This window comes from Acidithrix ferrooxidans, from assembly GCF_000949295.1.
Lineage (GTDB): Bacteria > Actinomycetota > Acidimicrobiia > Acidimicrobiales > Acidimicrobiaceae > Acidithrix > Acidithrix ferrooxidans.
Genome location: NZ_JXYS01000042.1, coordinates 1 through 15273 on the forward strand (window position 1 = coordinate 1; position 15273 = coordinate 15273).

13 protein-coding genes are annotated in these 15273 nt (G+C 48.1%); 7 read left to right on the plus strand and 6 right to left on the minus strand.

Annotation, left to right across the window (positions count from 1 at the left end):
- Positions 1-10: 10 nt before the first annotated feature.
- Entirely contained in the window at positions 11-469 is a 459-nt protein-coding gene (locus AXFE_RS19200) for an HNH endonuclease signature motif containing protein (protein WP_152625954.1), read from the minus strand.
- Positions 470-528: 59 nt separating this feature from the next.
- On the opposite strand from AXFE_RS19200, the gene AXFE_RS08155 reads away from it, so the two are divergent.
- From AXFE_RS08155 to AXFE_RS08180, 5 genes are all read left to right on the plus strand, one after another.
- Positions 529-753: a hypothetical protein gene (locus AXFE_RS08155; RefSeq protein WP_152625955.1), complete on the plus strand. Its 225-nt coding sequence runs from the start codon at positions 529-531 to the stop codon at positions 751-753.
- 859 nt (positions 754-1612) lie between these two features.
- A complete protein-coding gene (locus AXFE_RS08160) occupies positions 1613-2929 on the plus strand; it encodes an arsenic transporter (protein ID WP_052605393.1) in 1317 nt (438 codons plus the stop codon).
- Positions 2930-3844: 915 nt separating this feature from the next.
- Complete coding sequence (locus AXFE_RS21040; RefSeq protein ID WP_052605394.1) at positions 3845-4381, plus strand: transposase; 537 nt, start codon at positions 3845-3847, stop codon at positions 4379-4381.
- A gap of 13 nt (positions 4382-4394) precedes the next feature.
- Entirely contained in the window at positions 4395-5177 is a 783-nt protein-coding gene (locus AXFE_RS21045; RefSeq protein ID WP_052605395.1) for a transposase, read from the plus strand.
- Positions 5178-6331: 1154 nt separating this feature from the next.
- A complete protein-coding gene (locus AXFE_RS08180) occupies positions 6332-7912 on the plus strand; it encodes a bifunctional shikimate kinase/3-dehydroquinate synthase (protein ID WP_052605397.1) in 1581 nt (526 codons plus the stop codon).
- Positions 7913-8004: 92 nt separating this feature from the next.
- On the opposite strand, the gene AXFE_RS08185 is transcribed toward AXFE_RS08180, so the two are convergent.
- The 5 genes from AXFE_RS08185 to AXFE_RS08200 all read right to left on the minus strand — a co-directional run bounded on the left by AXFE_RS08185 (position 8005) and on the right by AXFE_RS08200 (position 12544).
- On the minus strand, positions 8005-9222 hold the full coding sequence (locus AXFE_RS08185) for an MFS transporter (protein ID WP_052605398.1): 1218 nt from the start codon (positions 9220-9222) through the stop codon (positions 8005-8007).
- A gap of 78 nt (positions 9223-9300) precedes the next feature.
- On the minus strand, positions 9301-9459 hold the full coding sequence (locus AXFE_RS19955; protein WP_160291782.1) for a hypothetical protein: 159 nt from the start codon (positions 9457-9459) through the stop codon (positions 9301-9303).
- A 177-nt stretch (positions 9460-9636) separates the two neighbouring features.
- Positions 9637-10488, minus strand: coding sequence for a citryl-CoA lyase (locus AXFE_RS08190; protein ID WP_052605399.1), 852 nt, complete (start codon positions 10486-10488; stop codon positions 9637-9639).
- 14 nt (positions 10489-10502) lie between these two features.
- Positions 10503-11660, minus strand: coding sequence for a CaiB/BaiF CoA transferase family protein (locus AXFE_RS08195; RefSeq protein ID WP_052605400.1), 1158 nt, complete (start codon positions 11658-11660; stop codon positions 10503-10505).
- A complete protein-coding gene (locus tag AXFE_RS08200; protein ID WP_082058583.1) occupies positions 11657-12544 on the minus strand; it encodes an IclR family transcriptional regulator in 888 nt (295 codons plus the stop codon). Before AXFE_RS08200 ends, AXFE_RS08195 begins: the two co-directional genes overlap by 4 nt.
- 194 nt (positions 12545-12738) lie before the next feature.
- On the opposite strand from AXFE_RS08200, the gene AXFE_RS08205 reads away from it, so the two are divergent.
- The gene (locus AXFE_RS08205) at positions 12739-14211 is read left to right on the plus strand and encodes an aldehyde dehydrogenase family protein (protein WP_052605401.1); all 1473 of its coding nucleotides are present in this window, start codon (positions 12739-12741) and stop codon (positions 14209-14211) included.
- 40 nt (positions 14212-14251) lie between these two features.
- The gene (locus AXFE_RS08210) at positions 14252-15235 is read left to right on the plus strand and encodes a zinc-dependent alcohol dehydrogenase (protein ID WP_052605402.1); all 984 of its coding nucleotides are present in this window, start codon (positions 14252-14254) and stop codon (positions 15233-15235) included.
- The last annotated feature ends 38 nt before the right edge of the window (positions 15236-15273 follow it).

Genomic DNA, 15273 nt, shown 5'->3' on the forward strand with positions numbered 1-15273 from the left:
TGGAACCCGGTCATATAGCTACCAATTCTTTGGCGTTAATATACCCGTGACAGCTTTGGTGGACTAGGACCCGGTTAGAAAACGTGTCAGGTCCCCTGAGTGAACGGGGAACTATGTATCGAAGCGTCCATCTCGTTTGAGATGTGATCGCTTCGTTGTTGTTTTGACAGTTTCCATCTCGTTCACGCCAATGGCGGGCTAGCTTCTTTTTCTCCGCAGGGTTTGTGGTCATTTGACGACCGATGCGGTCCTCAAAGTATGCATCCCACTGGGGATCGAAGGGATTGGCGTCGCCTTTGATCTTGACGTGTCGAACAATAGCCCTATCGCTGGCTTTTACCAGTGTTATTACCTTGTCGTCTTTGTCCTTTACGCTAAATACCCAATTCCGGTTGCCGATGGTCATGAAGTACTTCTTCTGGTCCATTTGGTTCCCTTGTTGGGGTGGCGTCTTTTTGCCCATTGCCATAGCATTATCCATATCTCGTGATCTAGAGAGGAAAAGGCTTCCTTGGCAAGGGCATGGCGATGATAGTTCGCCCAGCCCTAGATCACCGGGTTCAGTTGCCGTATGAGACTTTCCTGCTTAGCCGTCTTGTTAGAGGAGATGATCTGGCATATTTTAGATTAAACCGCAGCCATGTTGTCCTTAGAGGGCTTTTGCAGGAGCTTTCCCTTGTACTTTCGGAAGTTCCGGATAAGTTCTTAGAGGCTCTTGATCGGATCAGAAAGTTTGAGATCGCCATCACCTGAACATCTGGTTACCTAACACACTGAATATTACTTGAAGGAACTGCTCTAGAAGACAAGGGATTAGGTCACTATACCCAAAATGAGATTTCACAATCTCAAAAATGACCAAACAGGCTCAACCACAAAGGGATTAGGTCATATTTGGCACTCTGAAACCAGATTTAAACCATAGACCCTCCGTCAAACCTAAATCAGTTCCAAAAAACCGACTCAGAGTCACACCGAGGGGCTCAAGCTGGTCCATTTCTGTGGATTCAGGTTAAATAAGGGCGAGGATTTGAAGGTAAATTTGCAGTTAGAGCCGAGCAGTTTTCATCGCTCTAGGAAGGTAATTAGATACTGACGATAGCTTGCTTTTGATCTTTTGGTCTTCTTGTTTTTGATGCAGTTTTTCTCCTAAGTGTCGTCTTGGTTGGGTTTTACTTGCCCCATTGTTTCTTATTAGGCGAATTGTCATATGTTGATTTTCACGATTCGAGAGAGTTCAGGCCAATTAATGGACCTAGGATCGCACGCTGTAACCTTTTCTAACTTGATGTGATTGATTTCCATAGTTTTTCTCTCGGCTACTTGCGTTCTTGGGCCAGGGAGCCTTTGTCCATGTCGATTTGTCCTTTGGTTATTTTGGATGCACTTAGGCGATGGTCAGTTAGATTGATATTGCCTAGTTGATTCCTCTCACTTTCGATAGCCCTTCCTTGATTCTGTGGCCGTTTGTCAGTGTCTATTTAGTTCAAGTGGTTAGGAACGTTGGTTTGAACACCTTAAATTTCAGTTTACGATCCAGTCGTCGTGCAAATTTTATTGATCTCCCCTTCGGTAGGGTTGGGCGACTCATCCTCTTTGAAAGTGCCTTCTAATGATTGCATTGAGTGGATTTTGGCTCTCCTTTTGTGCCGTCGTGATCTTTGGAGTTACCTTAGCCTTGGTCATCATTCAACCCAAGGGGCTCTCAATCGGTTGGTCTTCGGCTGGCGGGGCGATCGTCGCTATCTCCCTTGGCGTGGTTAAATTAGCTGATGTGGCCACCGTCTGGTCGATTGTCTGGAATGCGACCTTTACCTTTGTTGCGGTAATTATTATTTCTCTGGTATTAGATCGAGTTGGTTTCTTCAAGTGGGCAGCTCTGCATGTGCTGATCCTTGCGCGAGGAAGCGTGACGCGCGCATTTATATACCAACTTGTACTTGGAGCCTTTGTCGCTTGCTTTTTTGCAAACGATGGAGCTGCTCTGATTCTCACGCCGATAGTTTACGAGCAGATGATTGCCTTGGGTTTTGATCGGCGATCGGCCATGCCCTTTGTAATGGCCGCAGGTTTTATTGCCGATACGACCAGCCTTCCGCTGGTAGTCTCGAATTTGGTTAATATCGTCAGTGCCAACTACTTTCATATTGGATTTGTCTCATATGCGGCGACGATGGCGCCGGTTGATGTTGTCGCCTTTGGGGCAAGTTTGGGTGTTTTGTATCTTTACTACCGTGGGGATTTGAAATCTCGATACGACGTTGGTCTTTTGCCAACTCCAAGTTCGGTGATAGCAGATCGAAGGATTTTTCGAGCTGGATGGGTAGTTTTGGTAGCGCTTGTAATTGGTTACCTGCTTTCGGAGCCGCTTCATTTCGCACTTTCAATCCCTGCGTCGCTTATTGCTATCGTATTTTTAGCCTTGGCGTCTTCCTCTCGAGCCTTCTCAAGTTCTAAGGTGATTAGGGATGCACCCTGGAAGATCGTGGTCTTTTCAGTCGGCATGTATTTGGTCGTCTATGGCCTCTTCAATGCGGGTCTCACTCGTTATCTATCAGAGGCCCTGTCTGGCGTAAGCCATGCGGGCGTGGTTCCTTCGGCCCTGGTTGGTGGGGTTGGAGCGGCGGTCTTGTCGGCGGTGATGAACAATATGCCGACGGTTCTAGTTGGTGCGCTTGCCATTCACGGCTCTCACACATCTGGTGTTGTTCACTCAGTCTTGGTGTACGCGAACGTAGTGGGGGCAGACCTTGGTCCTAAATTCACCCCTATTGGATCGCTAGCCACGCTTTTGTGGCTCCATGTGCTTGAAACAAAAGGAATAAAGATTTCTTGGGGTCAATATTTCAAGCAGGGGATCATCTTAACGGTTCCGGTACTTTTAGTTACCCTGCTAGCCCTTTCAGGTTGGATAAGCTTGATTCATTGAGCTCGGTTTTGCCGTATCGACCATCATCTGTTTGGTGCACTTCGACTTAGTGTCCTTATTGGACAGGGCCAAGATAGCTGGCATATTTGCTCAGTTTTTCGAACCTTAGTGCCTGTGAAGTCTGGTTATTTTTGGTTTTATATGGATTTACCCACCTGTGGCGTTTGCATTTTGGTTAACTATTTGCCGATTCCCTCGTAGCTCTTGGTTTATGAGATTGAAGTTAGATTTAGATATGGGATCGTCACTATTGAACCAATCCCACCGGGTCCAATTTCCTTCATGGAGATCCGACAATCTCAACACCGCTGCTACCTGAGCTTTTGGTTTGCTATGCCAACTGGACCTCGAAACAGCAACGGTACTTTTTGGTCTACAGGCTGATCCCATTGGCATTGAATTATCACGTGATTTATGGTCTATCGTTGAATACCGTTTCATGGAACTCGGAATGGGAGATCTCTGGGTTGGGTCGTCAGGGTTGGGTCGCGTATTGGCGGACTTGTGGTGTCGTCCAAATCCACGATCGCTCTTGGATCTCAGATTTTTAACTGTTTAGAGTTGCCATGAGGGACTTGTGAGTTTAAATTGCATTGCCTGAAAGACGGTGATTGGATAAGGTAAAAATGCTTCGCGTTTGCACCAAATCCTCCAGTCTGCGACCACGAGCCACTTGCAATCGTCTATTTTGTTCATTTAATTAAAATACTCTAGTGTTTTAAATCACTTCGTGATGGGTCGATCGACTTAGGTCTACGCAGACAAGCTAGAAATCAAAAATGATTTAATACTTATCCTGGATCCACCGAAAATTTAGCCGCTCAACTTTGATTTTGGTATAGAAAAGGTGCTCTGAACTGGTAGAATGATGTTTGAACACAATTCAAATCTATCAGTTCAAGGAGCACCTTTTAGATGCGAGCATCTACTAGTGCTTTAGAGTGTTTGATAGTCACCTTTGACGATTCGAACGCAGTTTCCAACAGTGGGTTAATACTCCCTATCACCCTTGCTGGTAAACTTGGCCTTAGGGATCTCTTTGATTTACACATTGACCTAGATGATCGTCCTGGACGAGCAAATGTTGGCAGAAAAGCCATGGCTATCATCGCATCTATTTTGGCCGGTGGTGATTGCATTGATGACACTGCAATCCTTGAAAGCCCAAATGCACAAGTTATCCTTGGTCAGATAATGCCAGCACCATCCACTCTTGGTGTCTTCTTGCGTAGTTTTGAGACCAGTGACATCGCAGATGTTGAACGAGTTGCAGCTTTGTTGCTAGAACGAGCCTGGCTAGCTGGAGCAGGTCCAGGTGATGAGCCGCTCACCATTGATGTTGATTCCACGATATGTCAGGTATATGGAAACAAAAAAGAAGGAGCTTACTTTGGTTATACCAACCTAAGGGGGGTATCACCCACACCTAGCAGCTGTTGGCAAGACAGGTGACATTCTTGGAATAGTGACACGTGAAGGCAATGCCAATACCGCCCGTGGTGCCGGGGAGTTTGTAACCCAGGTAATCAACAATGCCAGAGCCGCTGGAGCAACTGGTGAAATAACCATGCGTTTTGACTCTGGGTTCTTCTCAAGAGCCGTTAGAGACGCAGCTAGTGCGGGCAATACTCGCTTTTGCATTACAACACGGATGTCCAAGAGACTAAAAGGTATCATCTCCGATATCCAAGAGGATGCCTGGACTTCAATTCCCTACTGGCTTGAAGGTGGAGCTGATGTAGCAGAAGTGAAATATCGCGCATTTGCAAGAGATAGACAAGACGTTCGTCTTATCGTAGGAAGAACAAAGCCTACTCCAGGGTCTCAGCTGGCACTATTTACCGACTATGACTATCACGCATTTATTACCGATCGACAAGGCGAAACGCTCTTTCTTGAGGCTGATCACCGAGCACATGCCCAGATCGAACTAGTCATCAAGGATCTCAAAGGAGGTTCGGGATGGAATCATGTTCCATCTGGATACATGAACGCTAATGCCGTTTGGTTGCCTCTGGTCTGGTTAGTTATTTGTGCAATTGCACACAATCTGGCACGGTGCAACTGCACACAATCTGGCACGGTGCAACTGCACACAATCTGGCACGGTGCAATTGCACACAATCTGGCACGGTGCAACTGCACACAACCTGGCACGAATAGGTGCTATTGCAGAAACTGTTATCACCACACCAAAGCTTCGACGTTGTTACTTTCAGATCGCAGGACATATCACTCGTTCAGCTAGAAAAGTAATACTCCATCTTGAAGAACACTGGCACTATAAGGATAAGTTCTTAGAGGCTCTTGATCGGATCAGAAAGTTTGAGATCGCCATCACCTGAACATCTGGTTACCTAACACACTGAATATTACTTGAAGGAACTGCTCTAGAAGACAAGGGATTAGGTCACTATACCCAAAATGAGATTTCACAATCTCAAAAATGACCAAACAGGCTCAACCACAAAGCGAATAGGTCATATTTGGCACTCTGAAACCAGATTTAAGCCATAGACCCTCCGTCAAACCTAAATCAGTTCCGAAAAACCGACTTGAAGTCACACCGAGGGGCTCAAGCTGGTCCAATTCTGTGGATTCAGGATTATCAAGTCTTGCAATTCTTGTCTCCAGCTGCTATTGCTGTGGTTTGATACGTAGAGCAATTTTGACTTGGCGCTTTGAGAAGCTCTTGCGCTGCGAAAATGCAAATTCGATGCGAAAGTTCGTGAGCCGTCAACGAAGTGTGATCTTAGTGTTCGAAGTTTCTTATCGACATCTCTATCTAGCCATGGGAACAATAGAACAATTAGATTTTTGTTAGCGCTGATCTTTTCTAGACGACGGTACTCAGACAATGGTTCTTTCGATTGAAACTCTTTTTTTTGGGGGATCGTTTTGGGCGGCCCCCCCACGTATCGTGAGTAGTATCACCAGGGCGTAAGCTTTCCCGGTAATCTCAGCGCTCGAGGATTTTTCTAAAGTGGCGAGCTCCTTTAGTGTCAGCGTTTGGTTATCTTTCGTTCCAACAGGAGTGCCTTTTGGACTTCGAAATAAGTTCCTCCATCTTAATTATTGATCTAAAACTCGCCTTAGCTGTGGATTGACTATTTAGGAGATGTCGAGGGAGCTCAGCCCAAGTGCTAGGGGGGTGTTTTCAAGTAGCGCAGTTGCTTCTCTTTGGCGTTACTACGGTATCACCGCGTTATCATCGGGTACTATCCTATAGCACTAGGGTTAGCTTATTGTGACGATTTTTACGAGCGAGTGCACCTTTGGCGAATGAAACCTCGGACTTTTTCGGAGGTACAGTGATGTTTCTAACAAGTGTCATTCTGTTGGAACAACGGGCTTTATTGGAACAAGATCTCTTATTTGAGATATTGAAGTTGAGGTAGTTCAGTGATAGTCCTAATTGGGTTTATGGGCGCGGGTAAGACTACTGTGGGTTATTTGCTGGCCGAGAAATTAGGGGTCCCATTCGTTGACATCGATATTCATATCGAAAGGAAAGAGAAAAGATCTGTTCGTGCGATCTTTGACGAAGACGGAGAGGCAGCTTTTAGGCAGATCGAACATAACACCGTAGTTGAGATACTTTCGGGTCCTGACGCAGTGGTCGCTCTAGGGGGAGGTGCTGCCGAGCATGCGGGAACTCGCTTAGCTCTCGCTGGCGCAATTGTAATTTATCTTGAGGTCGAATATGACGAGGCTGTGCTTAGAATTGGCCATGACGCCTATCGTCCAATGATGTCAATGGCCAACGTGAGGGGAATATACGAGCGTCGCCAGCCACTATATAGAAGTATTGCAACGCTTAAAGTGCGAACTAACGCACGACGCCCAGAAGCTATCGTTATGGAGATAATTGAGGCCGTAGTCGCTCCCGCAACCGTTCCTGACCAAGTTCAAAGCATTTTGGTGGCGCCGATGGGCGGAGCTCACTATGTGCACATCGGCGAGAGACTGATCGAACGTTTTGGCGATCTGATGCCAGTGCTCCACGGTGGCGAGAACGCTTTTGTGGTGTCAGCGATCGACGACGTCGAAATGGTTGAATCTGTTGCAGATGGATTGAGGAGTCGGAGGCTAGTTGTGTCGACCTTTGTAGTTCCTTTGGGTCCGCGGTGTAAGTCATTTGAGATCGTTCACCAGCTTTCGCTCTTTTTGGCGAGCCATAATGCTCATCGTGACGACGTCATTGTCGGGGTAGGGGACGATTCGCTCTGCTACTTGGTTGGTTTTGTGGCATCTACCTTTAACCGTGGAATCAAGCTCGCACTATTACCGACTACATTGCTAGGTCAGGTGGACCTTGCAATTGGTGGCAAGAATGCCATCAATCTACCGCAAGGATCTAACCTCATCGGAACCATATATCAGCCAATTGTTGTTGTTGATGACGTTGACATTTCATCTTCTAGGAGACGAGATGGCTTCGTCTCGGGGATTGCTGAGACCATCAAGCATGCATTGATTGCCGATGCCGAGCTTCTATCGTTTTTGCTCGAGAATGCACCGGCCATATTGCTAGGTGACAAGGACTTGCTTTGTTCTGTTGTGGCCCGTTCGGTGGATATAAAGGCGCAAATTGTGGCTGCGGACGAGCGCGAGCAAGGCGAGCGTATATATCTCAATTACGGCCATACCTTTGGACACGCTTTTGAATATCTGTTAGAAGAGACGCCTGATCGTCATGGTCAAGCGGTAGCGCTTGGAATGATGGCAGCGGCCTATCTCGCCTACAGACAGGGACGAATTTCAAAAGGGGTGGTGGAGCAGCATCGTCAGATCCTCAGCGCCTATGGTCTTTGTACTTTCGGGCGGTTTTACATGGAAGACATGCACCGCGCTTGGATGCATGATAAAAAATATCGTGGCGGAGTGCGGTTTGTGGTCCTAAATGGAATCGGCCTGCCTGAAGGAGGTGTGGAGGTTTCCAATGAGACTTTGGTTGATGTCCTAAATGATTTGGCTACCTAAGGGTTCATTTACAGAAGACTCTTTTTAGTTTGCTCATGCCTATCTGAAATTGTCAGTATCTAAAATTAGGTGGCAAATTGTCGCCACTGCTTTCACCTGATTGCCGGATCATCATTTGCTCTATGCGTGACAAGTGTTAGATTCGATGCTCCCAAGGCCAATACTATGATTGCAACTGCCAACAAGGTTGGCCGGTAGCCCATGAACTTCCACAGTACGCCGACAAAGATAGGCGCGGTTGCTGTTGCGGCACTTGTTGCGGTAAAGAGTGCAGCGTTTGCTCTAGCCACATTTTCGGGCAATGTCTCTTTTGCAACTAGCGATATAGCAAGTGGAAACATAAGCCCATGGCCAATTCCGAGGATTATCATGGCCAAAAAGAAGACTGCTACAGTGCGGCCCATAGACATAATGGTTAGCCCAAGGACCATGGGAACGGTGCCGATCACTATCCAGAGACGGACATCGATCCTTTTTGAACGCCAAACCAAGGTAGCACGAACTACAAGCGCAACTCCGAAGAAGACTGTAAATGCCAACTGGCTCGTTGCGGTCGTGCTTTGATATAGCGAATGACCAATCAATACGCCAAAGACTATGACTGTCACGAAGGGCATTTGATTGATTAGCTGCGCTCTGATTGCAATGCGTAGCGCGCGAGAGGTTGGTGGCTTTCCTGTTTTGTGCTGGGGCGCATCGGCCGAGGAGGATTCATGACTTTGGTTGGAGATTATGCCAAGCGTCACCATGGCTATTATCACAAACGGCAGGAAGACCAGAACTCCCAACCGCAATGAGTTGTGTTCCACTTTGAGCGTAAAGGATTCGATGAGAGGACCAAGTGCTAGGCTGCCGGTCAATGCGACGGTAAATGCAGTTAACGCTCGCTCTTGACCTATGCCTTTGAGACGACCAGCCAGCGTAGTTAGACCGGGCATTACGAGTCCGCTAGCGAGACCTAAAAACAGGTTGGATGCGAGATAGGTTGCTAATGAATGACTTGTGACTAACAGCAGATTGGCTATGGTTATCGATACAATGCCTAGCGCTAAACTTCTATTTTGGTGATGTTTTCCTCCGCGAATCACCAAAACTATATTGGCTAAAATGGTAATGATGCCCGCCAGTGTTGATGCTAGACCAATTTCAGGTGCGTTGATCCCCAACAGGCTTCGACCAAATGGTCCGTAGGAGCTTTGAAGAGCATTCTCACTCATTCGGTAAAAACCTGCCATGCATAGGAGCAGAATGAGGGATGTTTTGTAATTTTCCGTTCGCATCGATTTCGTTGTTGCTTTTCGGTCGTTCATTTTTAAAATGAGATCTTTTGTATCGTATTTAGTATGGTATTTCAATATGGGAGAGGAAGATTTGCGTTGTCGGTTCAACTATCGCTGAACGGCGTTGTCGATTGCATTTTTGGCTATCTGGACAAGCATGCAGCTCGTTGGAAACGTCACCGTTACCTTATGATTGGGCAGATTTAGCTTTCGTCGATCGCCAAGGAGTAGGAGCTTTTCTGCTCGTGGATGATCTTCGATCTGCATATAATCTCATTCTTTGTGAAATGATCGGGTGCGCTAAGCCAAGAACCCAACACTCCTTTGATTCGGTAAATGTGCAAATCTTCGCTTTTTAGAGATTCTGAAATGGAGTCATTACTCAATCAAAGCCGTTTACACTTGGATCGCAGTCTCAGCAAGATCTCGGTGGCATGTCGTAATTTAATTTGGTCCAATATATTTGGGGTTTAAAGATCGAGGCATCGGCCCTTTGATTCGGCTTCCACTTTGGCTCTCTTCCCATGCGTGGGCTAGGATACCCACGCTGCGAGAGAGCGAAAAAATTCCTCTAGCTAAGGGTGCGGGAATGTTGAGTTCCGCGTAGATTATCGCCGTCGCGCCATCGACATTCATTGGAATGGGACGGCTGCGCCCTTTGCTCAAATGATCTTCGATTGCGCGTCCGATCGCCAGGCATTGTCCAGGAACTGTTCCTTGAACAACTGCTTCATCTACCAAATTCAAAAGGGGGTCGCGACGAGGGTCGCGTGAATGGAATCGATGGCCAAAACCTGGAATGTATTTTACTTGCGAACGCCATTTCTCCACTACGCTTTCAGTGGCTACAGTAAGGGCAATGCCGGTATCCAAAAGGCCTTTAATCTCATAGATGATCTCAACGCATTGTTGCCCAGCACCTCCGTGGACGTCGCCGAGTAGATTTACCCCCGTTGCTATTGCGCTGTTTAGACCGATTCCACATGTGGCGGCCATTCGAGCAGCAGCAATTGATGGAGCCTGCGGTCCGTGGTCAACAGATGATACCATAGCTGCTTCCAACAGCTTGACCTGTTGTTTCGATGGAGTAGTTCCGATTGCCATTAGCCAGACTACCGAGATAAAGTCCCATCCTTCGATTAGATCTTCTATCTCAATTCCCCTAAGGCGAATGGTTCCCGGGTGGATATCAGAGATCTTCGTTCCCCACCAACTCTCCATTTCATCTCGACTAATTTCGCTTTCGCCCACTTTAGTCTCCCCTTTTTTAGGTCGAACCTCTAGTTCGGATACCATTTGATTGCTTGGTTTTAATGATCTTTGATGATTTCGAGATTGTGCTGACCCAGTAAGGGTGGGGGAGTATGGGCTCGCAATGGTTCTCCATCTACTAGGACGCCATTTCCGCTAACTGTCAGTATTCTCTTCTCATCGCCGGGGAAAGGTAGCTTGGTGAAGAAGCCGCGCTCTTTTAGTTGGGTCAATTCGACCATCTCAGGCACAGTTAGGATTCTCGCCGCCGGCACGCCATTGCTAGATAGAAGTTCTTCCCATTCGATTGCACTCTTGGATGCGAGCCCCTTGGCAACCTCTTGGTTCAGTGCATCGCGGTTTTTTTTGCGATCTTCAGCACCACGAAAACGTGGATCTTCGAGAAGTTCGGGGCGCCCGATGAGGTTTGATAATGTTGCAAATTGTTCTTGCCTGTTGGCGGCTATATTTAGCATTCCAGATTTGGTCAGGAATGCACCCGACGGTGCGGCTGTCGCATTATCGTTGCCCATTGGGCTCGGAGTCTGTCCGGTTATGAGGTAGTTGGAGACGGCCCAGCCCATGGCTGAAATTGAAGCTTCAAGCATTGATACATCAAGAAATGCTCCCTCTCCGTTTATGGAACGACCTACCAATGCCGCTGATATAGCCATGGCTGCTGCGAGTCCTCCTATGGTATCACAGACCGGATATCCAGCTCTTAGCGGAGCTACATCGTCATTTCCAGTAACGCTCATCATTCCCGCCAGGCCTTGGATTATTTGGTCGTATGCGGGTCGAGCACTCATAGGTCCACTTTGCCCGAAGCCAGAGATGGCGCAATAAATTAGTTTGGGATTTAGTTTGCGCAGTTCATCCCAGGAGAATCCGAGGCGAGCCAAGACGCCAGGGCGAAAGTTTTCGAGCAATACGTCGGTATTGACGACCAGGGTTCGAAACGTTTCTTTGTCGATCGGATCCTTGAGATCTAGGGTCACGGATTTTTTCCCAGCATTTTGGGCTAGAAATGATGCGCCCAGATTGATCGAATTCAATTCGGGGTCAGCCCCAAGCTGTCTTGCTAGATCGCCACTTCCTGGTATCTCGATCTTGATTACATCTGCTCCAAAGAGTAGCAGTTGATAGCTGCAGTAAGGGCCGGCTAGTACGTTTGTTAGATCAAGAACGCGTACTCCCTTGAGAGGCGTTTGACTCATGCGGTTTCTCCCTTTCGAGGTTGAGGAAATAATGATGTACCAACGATTCGTCCTTCAGAAGCTCGCCGGCGAAGTTCGTCTGTGGCCTTGTTCAATTCGGCTATAAAGAATTCAACCTTTTCTTCGGCAAAACGCGAAGAGGGGCCCGAGATGGCCAGAGCGGCTACTACTCGACCATCTCTGGATTTTATGGGTACGGCAACGGCAGAGACACCATCGTCTCGTTCTGCGTGACTAGTTGCCCATCCGCGCTCGCGTACCTGTTCACACCATAGGTTCAAGGTCTCTAGTTTTGCAGCATTCGAAGGTGACTCTTGTGCTACTGCTTCTAGGGTGGATTTGGGCGCTTGCGCGAGTAGAATTTTTGCGGATGCGCCAGCCCAGAGCGGCAGTTCATCTCCAACTCGCACAACGTGGCGCAAACTTTGCGGACCGGGAACTTGTGCGATACACACCCGACGAAGTCCTTTTCTGACATAGACATTTACGGTCTCCCTCGCCACCTCTGAGAGCTCTGCCAAAACTTCGCGGAAGTCCGGAGGTAGTTGCCATGATTCGTTGGCGATGCGTGCCCAGTGCAAAAGGGCAGGTCCTGGGGTATATCCGCCCGTCTCTAGAGACCAAAGAAGCCCCGCATGTTCAAGCGTCTGAAGAAGGCGAAGTACTGTGGTCTTGGGAAGGCCTGTTGAATTGGTGGTGTCGCGTACCGTTAGAATCAGGTTTTCCTCGGTGAAGAGATTTAAAATATCCAGGGCTCGACGGACACTTCGAACAGTCCCATCTGACGTATTAGAGGTGGAGATTTCGTCCTTTACCTCTTTATCGCCAAAAGCGGTGTCGTCAGAGGTTGTCTGATCGTTCTTGATTTTTGCGGTATCGCTCATGTTCACACATACTAGCGATAATCCGCTAGTTAGTCCATCAATTCCGCTGAATGGACCAAATCATGAAAAAAATCTTTTGTATCTAGCCACAATATTTTGGTGGCGACGGCAGAATCTAGATCGATCATGCTATGTTGGTACTATTAGGTGGAAGGAATGGTCCACTAGATAGACCAAAAAAAGGGGGGTAAGAGTTGCTAAATCCAGAGGATAACGATCTCGATACCGTGCTCGATGCGCCATCACTAGTTGGCGGGTCTTGGCTCAGCCGAGCTCCTTACGAAGAGAGATTCGGTCCCTATGTAAGACGCGTAGTGAGTCGTAGCTCCATCCCAACGCGAGATGAAATAAGTATGGCACTCTCCTACGCTAAGGAATCTGCGGTGGTGATTCGACGGATGACGCCATTTGAGCGTGCCGAGATATTGGAGACAGCAGCAGTCTTAGCCGTCGAGCGCAAAGAAGAATTAGCTAGAATCTTGGCTCTCGAACTTGGAAAGCCGATGAAGGATAGTCGGGGTGAGATGATCAGAGTCGCCGACACCTTTGCTATCTCTGCAAGCGAGGCTAGAAGGCTCGGCGGGGAGCTTTTAGGGGCTGAGGGCTGGGAGCGCGGACGCGGAACTACGGCTATTACCTTTAGGGCTCCAGTTGGAGTTGTACTTGCTATCACGCCATTTAACGCTCCAGCAAATTTACTAGCCCATAAACTCGCGGCTTCCTTTGCAGCTGGCAATACCACCATCGTGAAGCCACCACCCCAAGCCCCAGCTATATCGAATGCGGTAGTTAGGCTCCTCCTGGATGCAGGCATGCCGTTAGAAGCAGTGCAGATTCTTCATGGTGGCGTCGAGGTGGGTTCGGCCCTTTCAAGCGCGCCAGAAGTTGCAGCTATCAGCTTTACCGGATCAGCCAAAGCAGGAGCTGCAGTCGCTGCATCGGCAGGACCCAAGAGGTTGGTCCTTGAGCTTGGCGGAAATGCTGCAACAATTATATGCAGTGACGCTGATCTCGATCTTGCAGCAAACAATTGCGCTAAGACTGGTTTTTCTAATTCAGGCCAAAGTTGTATTTCGGTTCAACGCATATACGTCGACTCCTCTATTGCTCATGAATTTACCTTGAAATTGACCGCCGCCGTCGCGAGACTTAAAGTTGGCGACCCACTAGATGACTCGACTGATGTTGGTTCAATGGTGGATGATATGGCCGCAAGTCGGATCGTCAATTGGATCGATGAAGCTCGAATTGCTGGGGCTATTGTGACAATAGGTGGAGTGCGCAGTGGGGCAACTGTGTTACCGGCTGTAGTATCAGGGCCGCCGATTGACTCAAAGGTGGTCAACCAAGAGGCCTTTGGTGCTCTCGTGGCAGTCATAGAGTTCAATGACTTCAAGACTGTAATTCAGGCTTGTAACAGAAGCGAATATGGCCTTCAGGCAGGACTTTTCACTAACGATATCGGTCGAATCTTTTATGCATGGCGCGAGCTAGAGGTCGGTGGATTAGTTGTGAATGGATCTTCAAATTATCGCCTTGACCACGCACCTTTTGGGGGCGTAAAGAATTCAGGGATTGGACGAGAGTCGCCGCGATGGATGCTGGATGACTATACCTACATAAAGACGATGATGCTGAGAGATATCTCACTATGGGGAGACGAATAGAAGTGACAGATCTGCGAACCTCCAAAGAGTCGATCATTTTATGAGAGCTATTGTTCTTAATGGACCGCGTTCGGTCTCCCAAGTTGAAGTTGAATTTCCAACGCCAGGACCAGGAGAGGTTTTGCTTCGGATGCTGGGAGTGGGTATCTGCGGAAGTGACCTAAGCGTATTTTATGGGCATCGACAAGTCCCTTATTATCCTTGGCAAATGGGCCACGAAGGCGTTGGGGAGGTCGTTGGTTTCGGTGGTGATGTATCTCACCTAAAGATCGGTGATCGCGTAGTTTTAGAGCCGAACTATTGCTGCTTTTCTTGCTCTGAATGTTTCAAGGGGAATACCTCGGGTTGTTTGAATCGCGTAATTGTAGGCATGGCGGTACCTGGTATTTTGGCAGACTATGTGGTAGTCCCAGCGCCTTTCGCATGGAAAGCGCCCAAGGATCTAAGCGTTGGTGAGTTGATAGCTCTAGAGCCCTTTACGGTGGGGGTTGCAGCACTGAGGCGTTCTAACATCCAAAGCGGCGATCGCGCTTTAGTGGTAGGAATGGGATCGACCGGACTCCTTTTGGCGGGACTGTTGATCTCGCGGGGATTTGATACCTACTTTGTCGAGGTTAGCTCTGAGCGGGCGGCCCTTGCTGCAACGCTAGGTGCTAGTTCCTATAGTGCTCTGGAACCTTCGTCTTTCGAGCGAGTCTTTGAGACTTCTGGGTCATCTGGTGGTTTTGAGATTGCGCTAAAGTCGGCGGCCTCTGGAGGAACGATTGTATTGATTGGTCTTTCGAGCGAGCCGGTGGAAGTGGTCCCCGCTGACTTGGTGCGACGTCGCCTTAGTTTGGTCGGATCGATGATCTATGATCATCCAACTGACTTTGCAACGACAATGGCTGCGCAACCAAATTTTCTTAGAAGCGTGGTGCAGGCTCGCTTCTCCTTTGATAAGGCCCAAGACGCGTTCGAAAGCGCCCATGCAGTTCCAGGTAAATCTTGGATATCTGTTGTTGAAGAAAGAGAATCGTTATGACGGTTGAATCTGAGAAAGTCGCCTCCATTGATGTGACA

Excerpts from the sequence above, each read along its gene's own strand:
- AXFE_RS19200 (WP_152625954.1), bottom strand. The coding sequence starts at position 469 with ATGGCAATGGGCAAAAAGACGCCACCCCAACAAGGGAACCAAATGGAC.
- AXFE_RS08155 (WP_152625955.1), top strand. The coding sequence starts at position 529 with ATGATAGTTCGCCCAGCCCTAGATCACCGGGTTCAGTTGCCGTATGAG.
- AXFE_RS08160 (WP_052605393.1), top strand. The coding sequence starts at position 1,613 with ATGATTGCATTGAGTGGATTTTGGCTCTCCTTTTGTGCCGTCGTGATC.
- AXFE_RS21040 (WP_052605394.1), top strand. The coding sequence starts at position 3,845 with ATGCGAGCATCTACTAGTGCTTTAGAGTGTTTGATAGTCACCTTTGAC.
- AXFE_RS08185 (WP_052605398.1), bottom strand. The coding sequence starts at position 9,222 with ATGAACGACCGAAAAGCAACAACGAAATCGATGCGAACGGAAAATTAC.
- AXFE_RS19955 (WP_160291782.1), bottom strand. The coding sequence starts at position 9,459 with ATGCAGATCGAAGATCATCCACGAGCAGAAAAGCTCCTACTCCTTGGC.
- AXFE_RS08190 (WP_052605399.1), bottom strand. The coding sequence starts at position 10,488 with ATGGTATCCGAACTAGAGGTTCGACCTAAAAAAGGGGAGACTAAAGTG.
- AXFE_RS08195 (WP_052605400.1), bottom strand. The coding sequence starts at position 11,660 with ATGAGTCAAACGCCTCTCAAGGGAGTACGCGTTCTTGATCTAACAAAC.
- AXFE_RS08200 (WP_082058583.1), bottom strand. The coding sequence starts at position 12,544 with ATGAGCGATACCGCAAAAATCAAGAACGATCAGACAACCTCTGACGAC.
- AXFE_RS08210 (WP_052605402.1), top strand. The coding sequence starts at position 14,252 with ATGAGAGCTATTGTTCTTAATGGACCGCGTTCGGTCTCCCAAGTTGAA.